The sequence below is a fragment of the Klebsiella sp. Lac1 genome (assembly GCF_009825425.1).
GTDB lineage: Bacteria > Pseudomonadota > Gammaproteobacteria > Enterobacterales > Enterobacteriaceae > Klebsiella > Klebsiella electrica.
Genome location: NZ_VJZJ01000002.1, coordinates 202,617 through 221,587, shown reverse-complemented (window position 1 = coordinate 221,587; position 18,971 = coordinate 202,617). Strand labels below are relative to the sequence as shown.

Here is an 18,971-nt window from a genome sequence, read left to right as displayed (position 1 = left end):
CTTGCCGGGCCTACGCTTCTGTAGGCCGGGTAAGGCGCAGCCGCCACCCGGCAAACATATCAGCTACGCTGACGCACCGCTTCAAACAGGCAAATCCCGGTCGCGACAGAGACGTTCAGTGAAGAGACGCTGCCGGCCATCGGGATACTGATTAACTCATCGCAGTGCTCGCGGGTCAGCCGACGCATCCCTTCCCCTTCCGCTCCCATAACCAGTGCCATCGGGCCGGTCATTTTACTCTGGAACAGCGTGTGGTCCGCTTCACCCGCGGTGCCGACGATCCAGACATTCTCTTCCTGCAGCAGGCGCATGGTGCGCGCGAGGTTGGTGACGCGGATCAGCGGGACACTTTCCGCCGCGCCGCAGGCCACTTTTTTCGCGGTCGCGTTCAACTGGGCGGAACGGTCGCGCGGTACAATCACCGCGTGTACGCCAGCCGCATCGGCGCTACGCAGACAGGCGCCGAGGTTGTGCGGATCGGTGACGCCGTCGAGGATCAGCAGGAACGGCTGCTCGAGCGAGGCAAGCAGGTCCGGGAGATCGTTCTCCTGATACTGACGCCCCGGCTTCACCCGGGCAATAATCCCCTGATGCACGGCACCTTCGCTTTTCTCGTCAAGAAACTGACGGTTAGCCACCTGAATCACCACGCCCTGCGCTTCCAGCGCATGGATCAGCGGCAGCAGGCGTTTATCCTCGCGGCCTTTCAGAATATAAACTTCCTGAAAACGCTCTGGAGCGCGCTCGAGCAGGGCCTGCACCGCGTGGATGCCGTAAATCATTTCACTCATTAAAGGTACTCATCTGGGGCGGTATGCGCCGGGTTAATAGGGCCGTGAACCACTTCACTTGCGCCTATTATAACCGACATGGCGTTCAAATCGACTCTTGTCCGATTAAACTGCCCGCCGCCGGGCGTCGCGTTTAACCTAAATGCCGTTTTGCCTCCTGGCGCACCCGGTGCAAAACGTGATGCTTAATCTCGCTGTAGCGCGGATGTTCGGCCAGGGTTTCGATATCCCGTTCGCGGCCGAAGGGCAGGGCTAGCTCTTCGACGATTTTTCCCGGCTTCGCTGACATAATCAGAATGCGGTCGGCGAGGAACAGCGCCTCTTCGACATCGTGGGTCACAAACAGCAGCGTGGTGCCGGTCGTAAGCCAGGCCTCGCGCAGCAGCTCCTGCATCATCAGCCGGGTTTGCGCATCCAGCGCGCCGAAAGGTTCATCCAGCAGCAGCACCTCCGGGCCGGGCAGCCAGGCGCGCGCCAGCGCCACGCGCTGTTTCATGCCGCCGGAGAGCTGCCAGGGGGCATGATGCTCAAACCCTTTCAGGCCCACGCGCCCCAGCCAGTCCAGCGCTCGCGCATTGACCTCTTGTTTGCGGTATTTGCCCAGCCGCGGGCCAAAGGTGACGTTATCCAGCACCGACAGCCACGGGAACAGATTCGGCTGCTGGAAAATCATGCCGCGATCCGGCCCCGGCGCGCGTACCGGTTTGCCGCCCGCCGCGATGCGTCCCCGGTCCGGTTGGGTAAACCCGGCCACCAGGTTGAGAATGGTCGATTTTCCGCAGCCCGAAGGACCGAGCAGAACGACAAACTCCCCTTTATGCAGTGACAGGCTAATATCCTCAAGCACCGTGAACGGCTGCGGCCTGGCCGCAAAGGAGAGCGAGACATTTTCCAGCGTGATGGCACTCATTATTCTTTCCCCGCCCAGGGCACAAACAGGCGTTGCAGCCCCAGCAGCAATAAATCCAGCAGATAGCCAATGCCGCCCAGCAGCAGAATGCCGAGCATGACGATATCGGTACGCAGATAGGAACTGGCGTTAATCACCATCCAGCCCAGGCCCGAGCTGGCCGCCACCATCTCCGCCGCAATCAGCGAGGTCCAGCCGATACCGATCGACAGCCTGACGGTAGTGAAGAGATCGGGTAGCGCATCCGGCAACACCACCCGCAGGAAAATTTGCTTACGCGAGGCGCCGAGGGTTTGCGCCACGCGAATGCGCGAGCGGCCAATCCGCTCGACGGCGGCGGAGGCCCCGACCACCACGCTTAAAAAGGTGGCGATAAATATCAGGAAGAATTTGGAGGCTTCGCCGATCCCCAGCCAGACCACGGCCAGCGGGATCAGGGCGATTTTGGGCAGCGGACGCAGGAACTGCACGAACGGATTTAACACGGCGGCAAGGCCATCCGACAGCCCCATCAGCAGCCCCAGCGGAATGCCGATGATAATCGCTACCGCAAAGGCGCTGAGGGCGCGCGCGAGGCTCATCGCGATATGCTCCCACAGCGGCACCTGACGATAGCCCTCCGCCAGCAGCTCTTCGGTTGTCAGGCCGATATCCGTCAGGGAGGGCAGCAGCAGCGGGTCAACCCACTGCCGCGTCGCCGCCACCTGCCAGACGATAAAGAAAACCGCCACCGAGACAGTGCTGATAGCGATATGCTGGCTCAATCTCATTGCGCGGCTACCGCCGCTTCGCGGATATAGCGTGAATTAATCGCGGTATCCCAGTTCGCCGGAATATCGCGTTTGCGAATCTCGCCAATCGCCGCGAGGAAGCCGGAGGTTTTGCTCAACGCTTTGCCGATGCCGCTGTCGGAGGTTTGCGTCCCGTTACCCAGCCATGCCGCGGTCCCCTGCTGGCTCAGCGTGGGGTATTCCAGGCCGCCGAGCGTATTCGCCGCGGTGGTCACCGGGGCACCAACTTCTTGCGCCACGATCGCCGCCGCACGCTCCGGGTCTTGCTTAAATTCGTCAACCTTTTGCTGGTGCACGCGCAGGAAGGCGGTCACCACCTGGGGATATTGCTCGGCAAAGGCTTTACGCACCACGTAGTTGTTGTAAATCAGGTAGCCCTCTTTTTGCAGATCTTTGGTGGCGAACACCTGGTGTCCGCCGGAGGACTCCAGCTCCTGGGCAAACGGCGCCCAGACGTAGCCGGCATCGATATCGCCGCGCTTCCAGGCGGCGACCATCTCGGCCGGGCGCAGCGGCAGCAGGGTTATCTTGCTGCGATCCAGTTTGTTGACGTCGATGGCGGCTTCCAGGGCGTACTGCGCCGTCGAATTCGGCGGGTAGGCCACGCGCTTGCCTTCGATATCTTTAATGCTGCTGATGCCCTCCTTGCCAATCAGCCGCTCATAGCTGGCGATGACGCCGGAAACGCCAATAATCTCTACCGGCAGTTTTCTGACAATCCCTGCCGCTGCCGGGCTGGAGCCGAAGTTAGCAATATCGATAGCATTACTGGCGAAATAATTTAACGCATCGGCGCCGGAGGCAAACTGCACCCACTTCACTTTACTGTTTAACGCTTTATCCAGAGAGCCGTCGGCTTTCGCCAGCATTAATACCTGAGAGCCGCCGCTATACGCCACCCGGACTTCGCCCGGGGTATCTGCAAAGCTGACATTGGCCCATAAGCCACCCGCTGCAAGGAATAAGCAGAGAATTTTTTTCATTATATTTACCCTTCGAAAGTTCAGAAATTTCATGCCCGGAAAATAACCGGACTCAATCGTATTCAGTGATGTTTTAACGGGCCTGCCATAATTGCGAACATCGCTCGGCCAGCGCCTGGGCCGGATCGAACGTTAAGTCATAAAACGGCGCTTTCACCGCCGTAAGCGCAACGGGGACCTCGGTGCAGGCCAGAATCAGCTTTTGCGCGCCGCGTGCAAACAGCGCGTTGGCCTGACACGCCAGCAGCTCGCCCCCCTCTTCCAACGCGCCGCGTTTGACCGCGTAACAGCCGGGGACAAACCAGCGGGCCAGCTCCTCCTGCGTCGGTTCAACCACCTCCACGCCCTGCACCGCCAGTTTGCGCTGATACCAGCCCGCCTCCAGCGTGCCTTGCGTGGCGATAATCCCTACCCGCTGCGGTTTGTCCGCCTGCTGCGCCAGCGCGGCTAGTGTCGCATCAACGATGTGCAAAATCGGGGCATCGCTCACCTGGCTGAGGGCGTCATACCAGTGATGCGCCGTATTACAAGGGATGGCGATATGGCTGGCCCCCGCCTGATTAAGCTTTTCAATACCGTGGATAAGCTGCGGCAGCGGCGACGGCCCGCTTCCCGCCAGCGCCTTTTGTCGGTCCGCGATCTGCGGGACGTTCCACACCACCGAAGGGAGCTGTTGCCGATCGTTCTGCGCCGGCGTGGCGTCAAGCAGGCGTCGCTGAAAGTCCAGCGTGGCGAGCGGCCCCATCCCGCCCAGCACGCCGAGCAGAAACGGTTTAGTCATGGCGGGTCTGCGCCTCTAACAACTGGCGGTAGCCGAACAGTCCGGCAGAACCGCCGGTATGGATAAAGACGATATTCTCATCCTGACGGAAGTGGCCCTGACGAATCAGATCGATAAGCCCCGCCATCCCTTTCGCGGAGTAGACCGGATCCAGCAGAATCCCCTCGTGGCGGGCCAGCAGCGTCAGCGCTTCCAGCGTTCCCGCGGTGGGCAGGCCGTAGCCCTCGCCGACGTAATCGCTATTGGCCACCACGGCGCTACGCGGCAGCTCGCCCGCCACGCCCAGCAGGCTGAGCGTTCTCGCCGCCAGATTCCAGACGTTCTCTTCCTGCTTCGCCTTCGGCGCACGCACGCTGATGCCCAGCACCGGAACGTGGCTGTTGGTCGCCGTAAAGCCCGCCACCAGTCCCGCCTGGGTACCGGTGCTGCCCGTAGCGTGAACCACGTGGTCGATGCGCAGGCGTAGCTGGGATGACTGATACAGCAGCTCTTCGGCACAGGCGACATAACCCAGCGCGCCGATGGGGTTAGAACCGCCGCCGGGGATGATGTACGGATTGCGTCCTTGTTCACGCAGCGTGGCGGCATACTCCTCCATTGCCTGCTGCATATCGCTGCCGCCCGGCAGATGGGCAACGATCTCCCCACCCAGCAGCTCATCGAGCAGTACGTTACCGGAGCGTTGATAATCCTCGCCAAAATCCGTCACCCGCCGTTCCAGCAGCGCTTTAGCCTGCAGGCCAAGTCGCGCCGCGCCGGCAATGGTCTGACGGACATGGTTAGACTGCGTGGCCCCCTGAGTGATCACCACGTCCGCATTTTTCGCCAGCGCATCCGCCAGCAAAAATTCCAGCTTACGGGTTTTATTCCCCCCGCTCGCCAGACCGGTCGCATCATCGCGTTTTATCCATATTTTGGGCCCGCCTAATAATGTCGACAAATTATCCAGCGGCTCAAGCGGAGTCGGGAAATGACCAAGAGACACACGAGGAAAACGAGCCAGATGCATATATGCTCCTTGCACATAAAAAGGGGGGAAGCAAAAGTAAAATCCACTATACACAGTGAAAAAACAGGGCTAATCAAAAAGAATAAATAACGATTGCTGAAAAAAGACTAAGCAGGAAATACGCGGGGAAGGGAGAAATATCTATTCTGTTGTGGAATGACTTACGGCAAAAAAGAATAACCCCCTCCGGCTGGAGGGGGTGATATGCCCGTCATACTTCAGGTTGCCTGTACGTTGGCGATCCGCATGTCCCCGGGAACATCGTTATTGATGTACCGGGGGATTTCCTGCAACCCGCATGATTGAGGGGCGCTTACTCAGCAGCTTTTTTCTTCGCCGCGCGCTTCGCCTTGGTCGCCGCCGCTATTTTCTGCGTCCTGGCCGACGGCTTTTTCGCGCCTTTCTCTTTCTTCGCTTTCGCCGGTTTCGATTGGCCCTTATCACCACGGAAAGCGCTGTCTGGCTCGAAGTTTACCTTCTTGCCCGTCTGACGGCGACGACCGGACGGTTTGCCTGCATTATTGCTGGCGCCGTTGGCCTTCTTCGTCTTCTCCCGGGCGGTCTTGCCGACGTTGCGCGGACCGCGTTCGCTGGAGATCAGTGAGAAGTCGATTTTACGTTCGTCCATGTTGACCGCTTCCACGCGGACTTCCACGCGATCGCCCAGACGGTAAGTCTGGCCGCCGGATTCGCCGATCAGACGTTGTCCGACCTGGTCGAAACGATAGTAATCGTTATCCAGCGAGGAGACGTGCACCAGGCCATCGATAAACAGCTCATCCAGACGCACGAAGAAACCAAAGCCGGTCACGCTGGCAATCACACCTTTAAAGACGTTCCCCACCTGATCCAGCATAAAGTCGCACTTCAGCCAGTCGGAGACTTCGCGGGTGGCTTCATCAGCGCGACGTTCGGTCATCGAACAGTGCGCGCCCAGCTGCAGCATTTCATCCATGCTGTAATGCCAGCCGCCGGTTTCGGTGCTGTTGCCTTTATGGCCCTGTTCTTTCGCCAGCAGGTACTTAATCGCACGGTGTAGCGACAGGTCAGGGTAACGACGAATGGGCGAAGTGAAGTGCGCGTATGATTGCAGCGCCAGGCCAAAGTGACCGCGGTTTTCCGGGTCGTATATCGCCTGTTTCATCGAACGCAGCAGCATGGTTTGCAGCATTTCATGATCCGGGCGATCGGCAATCGAGGTCAGCAGCTCAGCGTAATCACGCGGCTCGGGCTTATTACCGCCAGGCAGTTCCAGCCCCAGCTCCGCCAGTACGGAACGGAAAGCGGTAATCGCTTCGGTGCTCGGTTTATCGTGGATACGGAACAGCGCCGGCTCCAGCGCCTTCTCAACAAAGCGGGCGGCGGAGATGTTCGCGAGGATCATGCACTCTTCGATAAGCTTATGCGCATCGTTACGCTGCGTCTGCTCAATACGCTCAATGCGGCGCTCGGCGTTAAAGATAAACTTCGCTTCTTCGCTCTCAAAGGAGATCCCACCGCGTTCTTCGCGCGCGCTATCCAGCACTTTATAAAGCGCATGCAGCTCTTCGATATGCTTCACCAGCGGCGCATAGTGCTCACGCAGCTCCTGGTCGCCCTGCAGCATATGCCACACCTTGGTGTAGGTCAGACGCGCGTGTGAGCTCATCACCGCTTCATAGAACTTGTAGCCGGTCAGACGTCCCTTAGACGAAATGGTCATCTCGCAGACCATACATAGCCTGTCGACCTGCGGGTTCAGGGAACATAAGCCGTTGGAGAGCACTTCCGGCAGCATCGGTACGACCTGAGACGGGAAGTAGACCGAAGTACCGCGGCTGCGTGCTTCAGCGTCCAGCGGCGTACCAGGACGCACATAGTAGCTGACGTCGGCAATCGCCACCCACAGACGCCAGCCGCCGCCGCGTTTTTTCTCGCAGTACACGGCGTCATCAAAGTCGCGGGCATCTTCACCATCGATAGTCACCAGCGGCAGGTCGCGTAAATCCACGCGGCCCGCTTTCGCCTCTTCCGGCACCTGCTCTTTCAGCACCGAAACCTGTTTCTCTACCGCCGGCGGCCAGGTGTAAGGGATTTCATGGGTACGCAGCGCCATATCCACCGCCATGCCGGTGCCCATATTGTCACCCAGCACTTCGACGATTTTACCGATCGCTTTAGTACGACGGGTCGGGCGCTGGCTCAGCTCCACAACCACCACAAAGCCCATTCGCGCGCCCATCACCTCTTCCGGCGGGATCAGGATATCAAAGCTCAGGCGGCTGTCGTCCGGTACGACAAAACCCACGCCAGCATCGGTGAAATAGCGACCGACAATCTGGCTGGTTTTGGGCACCAGAATGCGCACCACGCGCGCTTCGCGGCGGCCTTTACGATCGGCGCCCAGCGGCTGCGCGAGGATCTGATCGCCATGGATACACATTTTCATCTGCTCGGAGGAGAGATAAAGGTCGTCTTTACGCCCTTCGACGCGCAGGAAACCATAGCCGTCGCGATGGCCGATAACCGTGCCTTTAAGCAGGTCGAGACGCTCCGGCAATGCGTAACACTGGCGGCGGGTAAAGACCAGCTGCCCGTCACGCTCCATGGCGCGCAGGCGACGGCGCAGCCCCTCGAGTTGTTCTTCTCCTTCGATATTCAGTTCTATCGCCAGCTCGTCGCGACTGGCCGGTTTTTCACGTTTTGCTAAATGATCGAGGATAAATTCCCGGCTTGGGATGGGATTCGCATACTTTTCAGCTTCGCGTTCCTGGAAAGGATCTTGTGACATGTCGGTTCCTCCGTTGTCATCTCTGATGAAAGTTTATGTCACTCCACCAGTAATAATTTATAAAGCGGTTGATTTTCTTCAACCAAATCAGCCAGCGTGTAGTTGTCTAGTTCCTTGAGAAAACTTTGCGCTGCTTCAGCCAGCGCCTTTTTCAGGCGGCAAGCGGGTGTAATGTGGCAAAATTCGCTGCTGCAATTGACCAGCGACAGCGGTTCCAGATCGCGGACGACATCGCCAACCCGAATGGTATTCGCCGGCTTACCCAGGCGAATCCCCCCGTTTTTACCCCGCACGGCCATCACGTAGCCAGCACGACTTAACTGATTGATTATTTTTACCATATGATTACGGGAAACGCCGTAAACCTCCGTTACTTCGGAGATACTCGTCATTCTTCCATCCGGCAACGAGGCCATATAAATCAGCGCTCGTAATCCGTAATCCGTGAAACTCGTTAACTGCACATCAACCTCAGGGTAAGGGGGAAAGCGGCATACACTCATCATTCAGGCCATTGCCGCGTGGTGCGATCGGACACATCCTGAAAGCTTGCGTATATTGATCCTCGGGTAATGACCGTATTGATACTGTATTGATGATAAACCAGCCAGCGCTCAGGCCGCTAATTTATTTGAAATGGGGCGGGTGAACAGCAAAAACAAGGGGCGCCTTAGCGGCGCCCCAGGGGATGATTATGCGTCAAACGGATCGCGCAGAATCATCGTCTCAGAACGGTCGGGACCGGTAGAGATGATATCAACCGGTACGCCGGTCAGCTCTTCAATGCGCGCGATATAGTTCAGCGCAGTCTGCGGCAGACCGCTGCGCGTTTTCACGCCGAAGGTGCTTTCAGACCAGCCCGGCATGGTTTCATAAATCGGCTCAATGCCTTCCCAGTTGTCAGCAGCCAGCGGCGTGGTCGTCACTTCGCGGCCGTCCGGCAGACGGTAGGCAACGCAGAGTTTCACTTCTTTCAGGCCGTCCAGAACATCCAGCTTGGTCAGGCAGAAGCCGGACAGGGAGTTGATCTGCACCGCGCGACGGATCGCCACGATATCCAGCCAGCCGGTACGACGACGACGGCCGGTAGTGGCGCCGAACTCGTTACCCTGCTTGCACAGGAACTCGCCGATATCATCGAACAGCTCAGTCGGGAACGGGCCTGCGCCGACGCGAGTCGAGTAGGCTTTGATGATGCCCAGCACGTAGTCCACATAACGCGGACCCAGGCCGGAACCGGTCGCCACGCCACCCGCTGTGGTGTTAGACGAGGTCACGTACGGATAGGTACCGTGGTCGATATCCAGCAGAGTCCCCTGCGCGCCTTCGAACATCACGAAGTCGCCGCGCTTACGCGCCTGGTCCAGCAGATCGGAAACATCCACCACCATCGCCGTCAGAATGTCGGCAATCGCCATGACATCATCCAGCACTTTCTGATAGTCAACCGCTTCTGCTTTGTAGAAATTCACCAGCTGGAAGTTGTGATATTCCATCACTTCTTTCAGTTTGACGGCGAAGGTTGCTTTATCAAACAGGTCACCAACGCGCAGACCGCGGCGTGCGACTTTATCTTCGTAAGCAGGGCCGATGCCGCGACCGGTGGTACCGATAGCTTTCGCACCGCGTGCTTTTTCACGCGCAACGTCCAGCGCGACATGATAATCGAGGATAAGCGGGCAGGCTTCGGACAGCAGCAGACGCTCACGAACAGGGATACCACGGTCTTCCAGACCTTTCATCTCTTTCATCAGCGCAGCCGGAGACAGCACCACACCGTTACCGATGATGCTGGTGACATTTTCGCGCAGAATACCTGATGGAATAAGATGGAGGACGGTTTTTTCACCGTTGATTACGAGAGTATGGCCTGCGTTGTGGCCACCCTGGTAGCGCACAACATATTTAGCCCGTTCAGTCAGGAGATCGACGATCTTCCCTTTACCTTCGTCACCCCATTGGGTGCCCAGTACGACGACGTTGTTACCCATTTTTCAAAATCACCGTTTGCTTAAAAATGGATTCTACCATCGCTTTTTCAGAGTTACAGCACTTTTTGCACTCAATTCCAGGCAAGTCTGACCACTTTTTGATCAGGTCATCGATTTCGTCAACATGTAGTAGATGACAAACCCGGCAACCACAAGCCCCCCGCCAAAACGGCGTAATAAATTATCCGGCAGCTGGCTCATGGTCGCGACCATCCGCCGCCAGGCGCGCGGATAAAGCAGCGGCCCGAGCCCTTCGAGTACTAAAACCAGCGCCAGTGCCAGCCAGATTGTTGCGTTCATTATGGACCCTTAGAAAGAAAGCGCGTCGCCGCCCCAGACAGGCATCGGCGGCAGCGTAATGTGGAAACAGACCCCTGCGACATTGTCCGGTATTTCACGTTCATTATGAACGGGTGTCGCACAAAAAAACCTATAACTTATTGTGTTAAAAGTTATTTATTAAACTTCGCCCATAAAAAAGGCGCCTTTCTCAAGGCGCCTTTTTACTCACGCGATAACTTACTTGCGAGCCGAATCTGGCGATTTCATATAGCGGAAGAAATCGCTGTCCGGGCTGAGAACCATCACATCCTGATTGCTCTGGAAGCTATTCTCATAGGCGCGCAGGCTACGGATAAAGGCATAGAAGCCCGGATCCTGGCTAAACGCATCGGCAAACAGCTTCGCCGCATCCGCATCACCTTCACCGCGCATGATACGGCCCTGACGTTCCGCTTCAGCCAGCGTCCTGGTGACTTCATAGTCCGCCGCTGCGCGCAGCTTCTCAGCCTCTTCCTGACCCTGTGAACGATGGCGACGCGCAACCGCTTCACGCTCGGCGCGCATACGGTTGTAAATCGCTTCGGACACTTCAGCCGGCAGGTTGATCTGCTTGATGCGTACGTCGACAACTTCAATACCCAGCGCCGCCATACTGTTCGGGTTAATGACCGGCACCTTACCATTGGTTTCCGCCGATACGCGCTCTGCCGCTTTGGCGATAGCATCGTCGGCCGCCGGCGTACTGACTTCGTCTTCTGTGCCCGCTGAACCGGAGTTCAACGCGTCACGTACTTCCAGCGTCAGACGACCGCGGGAGTCGGTCACGATATCCTTCACATCCAGGCGACCAATTTCGGAACGCAGACGGTCAGAGAACTTACGCTTCAGCAGCACTTCGGCCTGGGAGACGTCGCCGCCGCCGGTAGCCAGGTAGTAACGGCTGAAGTCGCTGATACGCCATTTGATGTAGGAGTCAACGATCAGGTCTTTCTTCTCTTTGGTGACAAAGCGATCGGCCTGGTTGTCCATGGTCTGAATACGCGCATCCAGCATTTTCACTGATTCAATAAACGGGATCTTAAAGTGCAGACCCGGCGAATAGACCAGCGGTTTGTTTTCACTATCGCGGAGAACTTTACCAAAGCGCAGCGTAATCCCACGCTCGCCTTCTTTGACGATAAAAATCGACATGTAAAGCACTACCAGCACGATGACAATTATCGCAATAACAGATTTACGCATCGTTATTCCCCCTGACGCTGGTAGTCGTTACGCTGCGCGTTAGCGCGGCGTTGGTCCATAATACTGCCGTCCGTGGTGGTCGGCGTGGTGCTGGCACTGCTTGAGCTGGATGCAGGCGGCAGACGCAGCAGATCGCTCGCGCTACTGCTACCGCTCTTTGCCGCCGGGGCACCGGCGCCTTTCAGCATCTGGTCCAGAGGCAGAACCATCAGGTTGCCACCTTTATCGTTCACCAGCACTTTGCGGGTATGGCTCAACACTTTTTCCATGCTTTCGATATACAGACGTTCGCGGGTGATTTCCGGCGCGGCTTTATACTCCGGCAGGATCTTCGCAAAGCGCGCAACTTCACCCTGTGCTTCGAGAACGGTCTGAGTTTTGTACGCGCGCGCCTCTTCAAGGATACGCTGCGCCTGACCATTGGCTCGCGGCTGAACTTCGTTGGTGTAAGCTTCGGCTTCACGGATGTATTGCTGCTCGTTCTCACGCGCCGCAATCGCATCATCAAATGCCGCCTTCACTTCTTCCGGCGGACGCGCCGTCTGGAAGTTGACGTCCAGCAAGGTGATCCCCATGTTGTACGGACGAATCGTCTCTTCCAGCTCACGCTGGGTATCGCTACGAATAACGGTACGACCTTCGGTCAGGATGCGGTCCATCGTGTACTTGCCAATCACGCCGCGCAGGGCGCTGTCGGTCGCCTGACGCAGACTATCGTCCGCGCTGGCCACGCTAAACAGGTAGCGCTCAGGATCGGTCACCCGATACTGGACGTTCATCTCAACGCGCACGACGTTTTCATCAGACGTCAGCATGACGCCAGAAGCCGCCAGTTCACGTACCGACTCAACGTTTACCGCCTGAACGTTATCGATAAAGGTTGGCTTCCAGTTAAGGCCTGGCTCAACCAGATGGCTGAATTTACCAAAGCGAGTGACCACACCACGTTCAGCTTCCTTGATGGTATAGAAACCGCTGGCAGCCCAGATAATAACCGCGGCAGCCGCCACGATGCCGACAATGCGTCCGCCCATCGGGCCACGCGGTCCCTGAGAGCCGCTACCGCTCCCCTGGCCCCCTTTACCGCCGCCGAGACCGCCAAGTTTTTTACTTAACTTGCGGAAGATATCATCCAGATCGGGCGGCCCCTGCTCGCGACCGCCTTTATTGCCATTTCCCTCAGAGTTGCCGCCAGGTTTGCTGCTCCCCCACGGGTCGCGGTCCTGTCCGTTATTACCGGGCTGATTCCACGCCATGTATATGCTCCATATTTGTTTTTGATATCCCCACAGGGGTTAATATCTTCAGGCAAGCTGCAAGGTCAAATCACGTAATCAACCAGCGCTGGCTCTTGTTTACAGAGGCGACGCCAGTCAACGATCGGCATGCGCACCTGCAGACCCACGCTGCCGTCATCCTCCAGCCACTCTTTTTCTATCGCCTGAAGCTGATAGAACCGACTTCTCAGCCGCCCTTCCCGTGGCGGTAGACGCAGCGTGTGCTGCGCTACTTCACCGGAAAGCCGTTCCGTCAAAGCCTGAAAAAGCAGCGGTACGCCAACCCCGGTCTGGGCGGAGAGCCAGACCCGGATCGGTTTATTCTCTTCATCTCTGTCGATACGCGGTTCAAAATCATCCAGCATGTCGATTTTGTTCATCACCAGCAGCGTCGGGATCTCATCGGCCTCAATTTCCGCCAGTACCGTATTGACGGCATCAATGTTTTCCTGCACCCGAACATCGGCGGCATCAATCACATGCAGCAGCAGCGTCGCCTGACGCGTCTCCTGCAAAGTGGCCTTAAACGCCGCGACCAGGTCGTGCGGCAGATGACGAATAAAGCCAACGGTATCCGCAAGTACGGTCTCGCCGACATCGGTAACATCAATGCGGCGCAGCGTCGGATCCAGCGTCGCGAACAGCTGGTTCGCAGCGTAGACCTCGGCTTCCGTTATCTGGTTGAACAGCGTTGATTTTCCGGCGTTGGTGTAGCCTACCAGCGAGACGGTTGGAATATCGGCTTTGGCTCGTGACCGCCGTCCTTGCTCACGCTGTTTTGACACTTTCTCCAGCCGCGACAGGATCTGCATGATCCGGTTGCGCAGGAGTCGACGATCAGTTTCGAGCTGGGTTTCACCCGGGCCGCGCAAACCAATTCCGCCTTTCTGTCTTTCAAGGTGGGTCCAGCCGCGAACCAGCCGCGTAGCCATATGGCGCAGCTGTGCCAGCTCAACCTGCAATTTCCCTTCATGGGTACGCGCGCGCTGGGCAAAAATATCCAGAATAAGACCGGTGCGATCGATAACCCGGCATTCGCATAAGCGTTCCAGGTTTCGTTCCTGAGCCGGGCTCAGGGCATGATCGAACAGCACGACTGACGCGCCGGTCGCTTTTACGGCTTCCGCAATTTCGACAGCCTTACCTTCACCAACAAAATATTTTGGATGCGGTGCTTTACGGCTACCGGTAATCACCTGCATTGCTTCGACACCGGCAGAGGAGACCAGGGATTCAAACTCCTGAAGGTCTTCCATATCTTTGTCTTGCGAAAAATAGATGTGTACCAGCACCGCCTGCTCACCGGCATCATAACGGTCAAACAAGCGTAAACCCCTTATAAAATACCAGCGGGGAACACAGTTACCCGTTGTCTTTCAGGCCGCATGGACGTTGGCTTTCTTGCCCGACTCTGGCCGGGCCGCCACACGCGTCGTTCAAATCTGCCCCTGGCAAATTTGTTATTCACCCCAGTCATTTACTTACGCAAATGGCTGGGGAGTCACTACGCGCCGCCTTTCTGCAACCTGAAACGCATCGAATGAACCTGGCTCCCCGGCATGGAAAAACAGCATCAACCTTATTCGGTGTCTTCGCTGTCTTGCTGCGGCGCAGATGAACCCTGCGCGCTACCACCGTGGTGATAGTTATTTGTACCGCCGCCAGCATTATTGCTGTGGTGAGACACCGGGCGAGACGGGACAACAGTAGAAATTGCGTGCTTGTAGACCATCTGGCTGACCGTGTTTTTCAACAGGATCACGAACTGATCGAAAGACTCAATTTGCCCTTGCAGCTTAATACCATTCACCAAATAAATAGAAACCGGAACGCGTTCCCGACGCAAAGCGTTCAGGAACGGATCTTGTAAAGATTGCCCCTTAGCCATTCTCTCTTTTCCTTATATGTATGCTTGTTTTGTACTCAGAACCTGACGATTCTTAAAAAAAATTACGCACGATACCGTTTGATTGTACACGTTCAGTCCTGGCTCGCACCAACTACCTGTAATACTTTGTTGAGCGCCTGTTCAGGATGTTCACTCTCTAACCAGTGAATATCTTCCCAGCCGCGTAACCAGGTCATCTGACGTTTTGCTAACTGTCTCGTGGCGCAAACACCTCGATAAACCATTTCATCATACGGGATCTCGCCATCAAGATATGACCACATCTGGCGGTATCCGACACAACGAATGGAAGGCATATCCGTATGCAAATCTCCGCGGGCAAAAAGCGCCCGTACTTCTGCTTCAAAACCCGAAGCCAACATCTGATGAAAACGCTGTTCTATGCGTTGATGGAGCAGTTCACGGCTCGCCGGGGCGATGGCGAACTGATGCACCTGGTACGGCAGAGCGTCTCCTGACGTTTGCGTCAGTTCCGTTAAAGTTTTACCCGAAATGAAAAAAACTTCCAGTGCCCGGGAAAGTCTTTGCGGATCATTTGGATGAATACGCGCGGCGGCAACGGGATCGATCTCCTGTAGCTGCCGGTGCAACGCGTGCCACCCCTGCTCTGCTGCCTGCTGCTCAATTTTAGCCCTGACCTGCGGATCCGCCGACGGTAACGGCGACAACCCTTCCAGCAACGCTTTGAAATACAACATTGTTCCGCCAACCAGCAGCGGAATGCGCCCGGCTGCGACGATCTCCGCCATTTCAGCCAGCGCATCGCGGCGAAAATCCGCCGCGGAATAAGCCTCTGCCGGATCGCGAATGTCCAGCAGCCGATGCGGCGCAGCGCTCAGCTCCGCGGCATCTGGCTTGGCAGTGCCAATATCCATTCCTCGATAGATAAGGGCGGAATCAACACTAATCAACTCTACCGGTAAAATTTTACGCAACGCAATCGCTAAGGCGGTTTTACCGGAGGCCGTCGGGCCCATTAAAAATATTGCCTTAGGCAGGCTCGCCGTGGTGGTATCACTCATCTTTCAGGGCAGTCATCGCCGAATGTAAATCAACAGGTTGTAACAGACCACCCGGCGGCGCTTTTACCAGCTGCGGGCACAAACGTTCAACGTCGGCCAGCACGGTAATCGCCTGCGCCATATTCCACTGCGCATGTTCGCTCGCCAGATTACGCGCGATCCACTGCGCGATGTTGCCGACGTCGAATGCCTTTTGCTGCGCCAGGTAGCCTATCAGTTCAGGAATCAAGATTTGTAAATTTTGTTGTCTTAAGGGTAAAGGCACGGCGCGAACCGTCAAATGTTGCGCGTCAGACTGCAGATCGATACCCAGCGCCGCCAGCGCCGACTGCGCTTTATCCAGCGCCGCTTTCTCCGCAGCGGACGCTTTCAGCCGCAGTGGGATCAGCAGCGGCTGAGCGCACACCGCTTCAACCTCCGGCGTCAGCTGCACCTGCCGCAGCCAGCGTTCGGCGACCGGCAGCGACAGCAGCGCCAGCTTGCCGTCTCGCTCCAGCAGCGCGCAATCACCCGCCACGATAGTCAGTACGCGGCCAAAGCTTTGACTGTGGCCGGATAGCCCGTCCGCGGCAGGCGCTGGCACGCTGCTTTTGCGTTCCGCCGCTGGTGTTTCCAGCAGCTGGCGATAGAGCGCCCCCTGCTGTTTCTGATAGCCGGGCTGCGCATGCGGCCAGCTGGCGGCACCCGCAGCAGCGGCTCCCGACGACGGGCGCGGCGTCTCGCTGCCATAGCGCGGCGCCGCGGGCTCGCGAGCCACCGCCGGCTGGGCAAAGTGGTTCCCCCCCGCCGCCACCCGGTTTTCCGGGACCGTCGGGCGCAGCGGCTCGGCTTCATGTTCTTCCGCCAGCGGGACGTTAAGCTGCTGCTGGAGCACGCTCAATACGCCCTGATAGATAAAGTCATGCACCAGACGCGACTGGTGGAAACGAACTTCATGCTTCGCCGGGTGGACGTTAACATCCACCTGGTGCGGGTCGATCTCCAGGTAAAGCACAAATGCCGGCTGCTGGTCGGCCCCCAGCTTATCTTCGCAGGCCTGACGAATCGCATGATTGATTAAACGATCGCGCATCATGCGGCCATTGACGTAGCAATACTGAATTTCCGCCAGCGTCGGGTTGGTATGTAAAGGATCGGCCACCCAGCCGCGCAGGGTCAGATCGCCATGCTGCCACTCGATCGCCAGGGCATGTTCGAGAAACGGCATACCGCAGATCGCGCCCAGCCGCCGTTCGCGCTGGCCGCCCTCAGGCACCGCACGATACTGGCGCACCGCTTTGCCGTTATGGCTGAGGTTAATGGTGACGTCGAAACGCGCCAGCGCAATGCGTCTGACGATTTCATCGATGTGGCCAAACTCAGTCTTTTCGGTGCGCATAAACTTGCGCCGCGCCGGCGTGTTGTAAAACAGATCCAGCACTTCCAGCGTGGTTCCCACCGGATGCGCCGCGGGTTTGACGGTCACCGCCTGATCGCGCCCTTCGGCGTAGGCCTGCCAGGCCTCCTGCTGCTCCGCGGTACGGGAGGTCAGCGTCAGCCGGGCGACCGAGCTGATACTGGCCAGCGCTTCGCCGCGAAAACCGAGGCTGATAATCGCTTCCAGATCGTCAAGCGTGGCAATTTTACTGGTGGCATGACGGGCCAGCGCCAGAGCCAGCTCGTCCTTTTTGATCCCGCAGCCGTTATCGCGAATGCGGATAAGCTTTGCGCCGCCGCGCTCGATATCAATATCAATTCGCGTCGCGCCAGCGTCGAGACTGTTTTCTACCAGCTCCTTCACCACCGACGCCGGACGTTCCACCACCTCACCTGCGGCAATCTGGTTGGCGAGCTGCGGCGGTAGAACCTGAATCGGCATGACTGACTCCTTAATTAATCAACGTCCTGCCAGGCGAAGTGGCGCTGGCGGTCTGGGCTGTCTCTCCGCGCGGTGCCGACTGAAGCGGATGTTGCGTAAAGTAGTTACGCAGACCGTTATAAATGGCTTCGGCAATCTGCTGCTGGTAATTGTCGCTCCCCAACAGACGCTCTTCCCCGGTATTGCTGATAAAGCCGGTTTCCACCAGGATCGACGGGATATCCGGCGAGCGCAATACGCCAAGGCTGGCATGCTCAGGACGCCGTTTATGCAGATCGCCCACCCGCTGCAGCTGGCTTAAGACATCCGTTGCCACATCATAGCCAACGCGCTGAGAATGCCCGAACTGTAAATCCAGCACCGCCTGGCTGAGGTAGGGATCGGACTGGCTGTTCGCCAGCACATCGCCCGCCCCGCCGAGCAGTTCAGACTGCTTCTCATGCTGTTCGAGCCAGCCGGCCATCTCGCTGTTCGCACGACGGTTGGATAGCACCCATACCGACGCGCCGGTAGCATCGCGATTCGGTGCCGCATCGGCATGAATAGATACCAGGAAGTTAGCGTTTTGCTTACGCGCCACGTCCGAACGCCCCATCACCGAAATAAAGTAATCCCCATCGCGGGTCAACACCGGCCTGAATAGCGGATCGGCATTTAACAGCGCGCGCAGTTTGCGGGCGATGGCAATCGTGACATTCTTCTCTTTGGTGCCGTTCGGTCCAATCGCGCCAGGATCCTGCCCACCGTGACCGGCATCGATGGCGATAATCACCTTATCATCCGACGCCACCGCGCGGCTCACCGGGCGCGCCGTACCCTGGCTGCTGGTCATCGCCGTTTGTCGTTCGCTACCGGACGATTTGAACGGATTGCGCGCGGGTTCAGCCGGACGTAATGGCTGCACCGGCGTTTCAACCCGTTTAGCCACCACCGGCGGCGGCGGTGGTGGCGGAGGCGGCGCATCGGCATTAATCGTGAAAACCACGGTGTAGTTTGAGCCGTTTTGCTGTTTCACCGCGCGCGTTTTACCATCTTCCGTCAGATCCACCAGCAGGCGCAGAGTCTGGGTATCCTGCGGCGTTCCCGCGCGAATGCTTTTCACCAGATTGTTGCCGCTAAACAGCAGCGGCAGCCCCTGCAGCACACCGCTCTGCTTAATATCCAGCGCCACGGTACGCTTGCCCTGCGGACTGAACGAGTATTCGGGATCGCCGATAAAGCTAATCGTAATACGGGCCTGCTGATCTCCATTGGCAACCTGGATATCGGATAAACTTGCCGCTGTGGCCTGAATGCTCAACAGCATCAGCGTCGCGGCCAGCCAACTGGTTATGCGATAGATCATCCCGTTATCC

17 protein-coding genes are annotated in these 18,971 nt (G+C 57.6%); all 17 read right to left on the bottom strand.

Going from position 1 to position 18,971, the window contains the following annotated elements:
- Positions 1-59: 59 nt before the first annotated feature.
- The 17 genes from rlmB to amiB all read right to left on the bottom strand — a co-directional run bounded on the left by rlmB (position 60) and on the right by amiB (position 18,961).
- Positions 60-791 carry a 23S rRNA (guanosine(2251)-2'-O)-methyltransferase RlmB gene (gene rlmB, locus FNY10_RS16455; RefSeq protein ID WP_160702489.1) on the bottom strand — a complete coding sequence of 244 codons (732 nt, stop codon included), beginning with the start codon at positions 789-791 and terminating at the stop codon, positions 60-62.
- A gap of 133 nt (positions 792-924) precedes the next feature.
- Positions 925-1,701, bottom strand: coding sequence for an ABC transporter ATP-binding protein (locus tag FNY10_RS16450; protein WP_160702491.1), 777 nt, complete (start codon positions 1,699-1,701; stop codon positions 925-927).
- On the bottom strand, positions 1,701-2,471 hold the full coding sequence (locus tag FNY10_RS16445; protein ID WP_160702493.1) for an ABC transporter permease: 771 nt from the start codon (positions 2,469-2,471) through the stop codon (positions 1,701-1,703). Before FNY10_RS16445 ends, FNY10_RS16450 begins: the two co-directional genes overlap by 1 nt.
- On the bottom strand, positions 2,468-3,475 hold the full coding sequence (locus FNY10_RS16440; protein WP_160702495.1) for a glycine betaine ABC transporter substrate-binding protein: 1,008 nt from the start codon (positions 3,473-3,475) through the stop codon (positions 2,468-2,470). The genes FNY10_RS16445 and FNY10_RS16440 overlap by 4 nt, the downstream gene beginning before the upstream one ends.
- A gap of 73 nt (positions 3,476-3,548) precedes the next feature.
- Positions 3,549-4,256, bottom strand: coding sequence for an aspartate/glutamate racemase family protein (locus tag FNY10_RS16435; protein ID WP_160702497.1), 708 nt, complete (start codon positions 4,254-4,256; stop codon positions 3,549-3,551).
- Positions 4,249-5,265 carry a D-cysteine desulfhydrase gene (locus FNY10_RS16430; protein WP_141965505.1) on the bottom strand — a complete coding sequence of 339 codons (1,017 nt, stop codon included), beginning with the start codon at positions 5,263-5,265 and terminating at the stop codon, positions 4,249-4,251. Before FNY10_RS16430 ends, FNY10_RS16435 begins: the two co-directional genes overlap by 8 nt.
- 313 nt (positions 5,266-5,578) lie before the next feature.
- On the bottom strand, positions 5,579-8,035 hold the full coding sequence (gene rnr, locus FNY10_RS16425; protein ID WP_131049399.1) for a ribonuclease R: 2,457 nt from the start codon (positions 8,033-8,035) through the stop codon (positions 5,579-5,581).
- A 38-nt stretch (positions 8,036-8,073) separates the two neighbouring features.
- Entirely contained in the window at positions 8,074-8,499 is a 426-nt protein-coding gene (gene nsrR, locus FNY10_RS16420) for a nitric oxide-sensing transcriptional repressor NsrR (protein WP_100685597.1), read from the bottom strand.
- Between the two features lie 228 nt (positions 8,500-8,727).
- Positions 8,728-10,026, bottom strand: coding sequence for an adenylosuccinate synthase (locus FNY10_RS16415; protein ID WP_131049398.1), 1,299 nt, complete (start codon positions 10,024-10,026; stop codon positions 8,728-8,730).
- 102 nt (positions 10,027-10,128) lie between these two features.
- Complete coding sequence (locus tag FNY10_RS16410) at positions 10,129-10,326, bottom strand: DUF2065 domain-containing protein (protein ID WP_004857046.1); 198 nt, start codon at positions 10,324-10,326, stop codon at positions 10,129-10,131.
- A gap of 219 nt (positions 10,327-10,545) precedes the next feature.
- Complete coding sequence (gene hflC, locus FNY10_RS16405; protein WP_160702499.1) at positions 10,546-11,550, bottom strand: protease modulator HflC; 1,005 nt, start codon at positions 11,548-11,550, stop codon at positions 10,546-10,548.
- A gap of 2 nt (positions 11,551-11,552) precedes the next feature.
- Positions 11,553-12,806 carry an FtsH protease activity modulator HflK gene (gene hflK, locus FNY10_RS16400; protein ID WP_141965508.1) on the bottom strand — a complete coding sequence of 418 codons (1,254 nt, stop codon included), beginning with the start codon at positions 12,804-12,806 and terminating at the stop codon, positions 11,553-11,555.
- A 65-nt stretch (positions 12,807-12,871) separates the two neighbouring features.
- Complete coding sequence (gene hflX, locus FNY10_RS16395; RefSeq protein ID WP_100685557.1) at positions 12,872-14,152, bottom strand: ribosome rescue GTPase HflX; 1,281 nt, start codon at positions 14,150-14,152, stop codon at positions 12,872-12,874.
- Between the two features lie 254 nt (positions 14,153-14,406).
- Positions 14,407-14,715: an RNA chaperone Hfq gene (gene hfq / locus FNY10_RS16390; protein ID WP_100685556.1), complete on the bottom strand. Its 309-nt coding sequence runs from the start codon at positions 14,713-14,715 to the stop codon at positions 14,407-14,409.
- A 92-nt stretch (positions 14,716-14,807) separates the two neighbouring features.
- On the bottom strand, positions 14,808-15,758 hold the full coding sequence (gene miaA / locus FNY10_RS16385) for a tRNA (adenosine(37)-N6)-dimethylallyltransferase MiaA (protein ID WP_131049395.1): 951 nt from the start codon (positions 15,756-15,758) through the stop codon (positions 14,808-14,810).
- On the bottom strand, positions 15,751-17,616 hold the full coding sequence (gene mutL, locus FNY10_RS16380; protein WP_160702501.1) for a DNA mismatch repair endonuclease MutL: 1,866 nt from the start codon (positions 17,614-17,616) through the stop codon (positions 15,751-15,753). Before mutL ends, miaA begins: the two co-directional genes overlap by 8 nt.
- Before the next feature lie 10 nt (positions 17,617-17,626).
- Positions 17,627-18,961 carry an N-acetylmuramoyl-L-alanine amidase AmiB gene (gene amiB / locus FNY10_RS16375; RefSeq protein WP_100685553.1) on the bottom strand — a complete coding sequence of 445 codons (1,335 nt, stop codon included), beginning with the start codon at positions 18,959-18,961 and terminating at the stop codon, positions 17,627-17,629.
- Positions 18,962-18,971 lie beyond the last annotated feature (10 nt).

What these genes read in the sequence shown, in the direction of transcription:
- rlmB (WP_160702489.1), bottom strand. Translation starts at nt 791, where the DNA reads ATGAGTGAAATGATTTACGGCATCCACGCGGTGCAGGCCCTGCTCGAG.
- FNY10_RS16450 (WP_160702491.1), bottom strand. Translation starts at nt 1,701, where the DNA reads ATGAGTGCCATCACGCTGGAAAATGTCTCGCTCTCCTTTGCGGCCAGG.
- FNY10_RS16445 (WP_160702493.1), bottom strand. Translation starts at nt 2,471, where the DNA reads ATGAGATTGAGCCAGCATATCGCTATCAGCACTGTCTCGGTGGCGGTT.
- FNY10_RS16440 (WP_160702495.1), bottom strand. Translation starts at nt 3,475, where the DNA reads ATGAAAAAAATTCTCTGCTTATTCCTTGCAGCGGGTGGCTTATGGGCC.
- FNY10_RS16435 (WP_160702497.1), bottom strand. Translation starts at nt 4,256, where the DNA reads ATGACTAAACCGTTTCTGCTCGGCGTGCTGGGCGGGATGGGGCCGCTC.
- FNY10_RS16430 (WP_141965505.1), bottom strand. Translation starts at nt 5,265, where the DNA reads ATGCATCTGGCTCGTTTTCCTCGTGTGTCTCTTGGTCATTTCCCGACT.
- rnr (WP_131049399.1), bottom strand. Translation starts at nt 8,035, where the DNA reads ATGTCACAAGATCCTTTCCAGGAACGCGAAGCTGAAAAGTATGCGAAT.
- FNY10_RS16415 (WP_131049398.1), bottom strand. Translation starts at nt 10,026, where the DNA reads ATGGGTAACAACGTCGTCGTACTGGGCACCCAATGGGGTGACGAAGGT.
- FNY10_RS16410 (WP_004857046.1), bottom strand. Translation starts at nt 10,326, where the DNA reads ATGAACGCAACAATCTGGCTGGCACTGGCGCTGGTTTTAGTACTCGAA.
- hflC (WP_160702499.1), bottom strand. Translation starts at nt 11,550, where the DNA reads ATGCGTAAATCTGTTATTGCGATAATTGTCATCGTGCTGGTAGTGCTT.
- hflK (WP_141965508.1), bottom strand. Translation starts at nt 12,806, where the DNA reads ATGGCGTGGAATCAGCCCGGTAATAACGGACAGGACCGCGACCCGTGG.
- hfq (WP_100685556.1), bottom strand. Translation starts at nt 14,715, where the DNA reads ATGGCTAAGGGGCAATCTTTACAAGATCCGTTCCTGAACGCTTTGCGT.
- miaA (WP_131049395.1), bottom strand. Translation starts at nt 15,758, where the DNA reads ATGAGTGATACCACCACGGCGAGCCTGCCTAAGGCAATATTTTTAATG.
- mutL (WP_160702501.1), bottom strand. Translation starts at nt 17,616, where the DNA reads ATGCCGATTCAGGTTCTACCGCCGCAGCTCGCCAACCAGATTGCCGCA.
- amiB (WP_100685553.1), bottom strand. Translation starts at nt 18,961, where the DNA reads ATGATCTATCGCATAACCAGTTGGCTGGCCGCGACGCTGATGCTGTTG.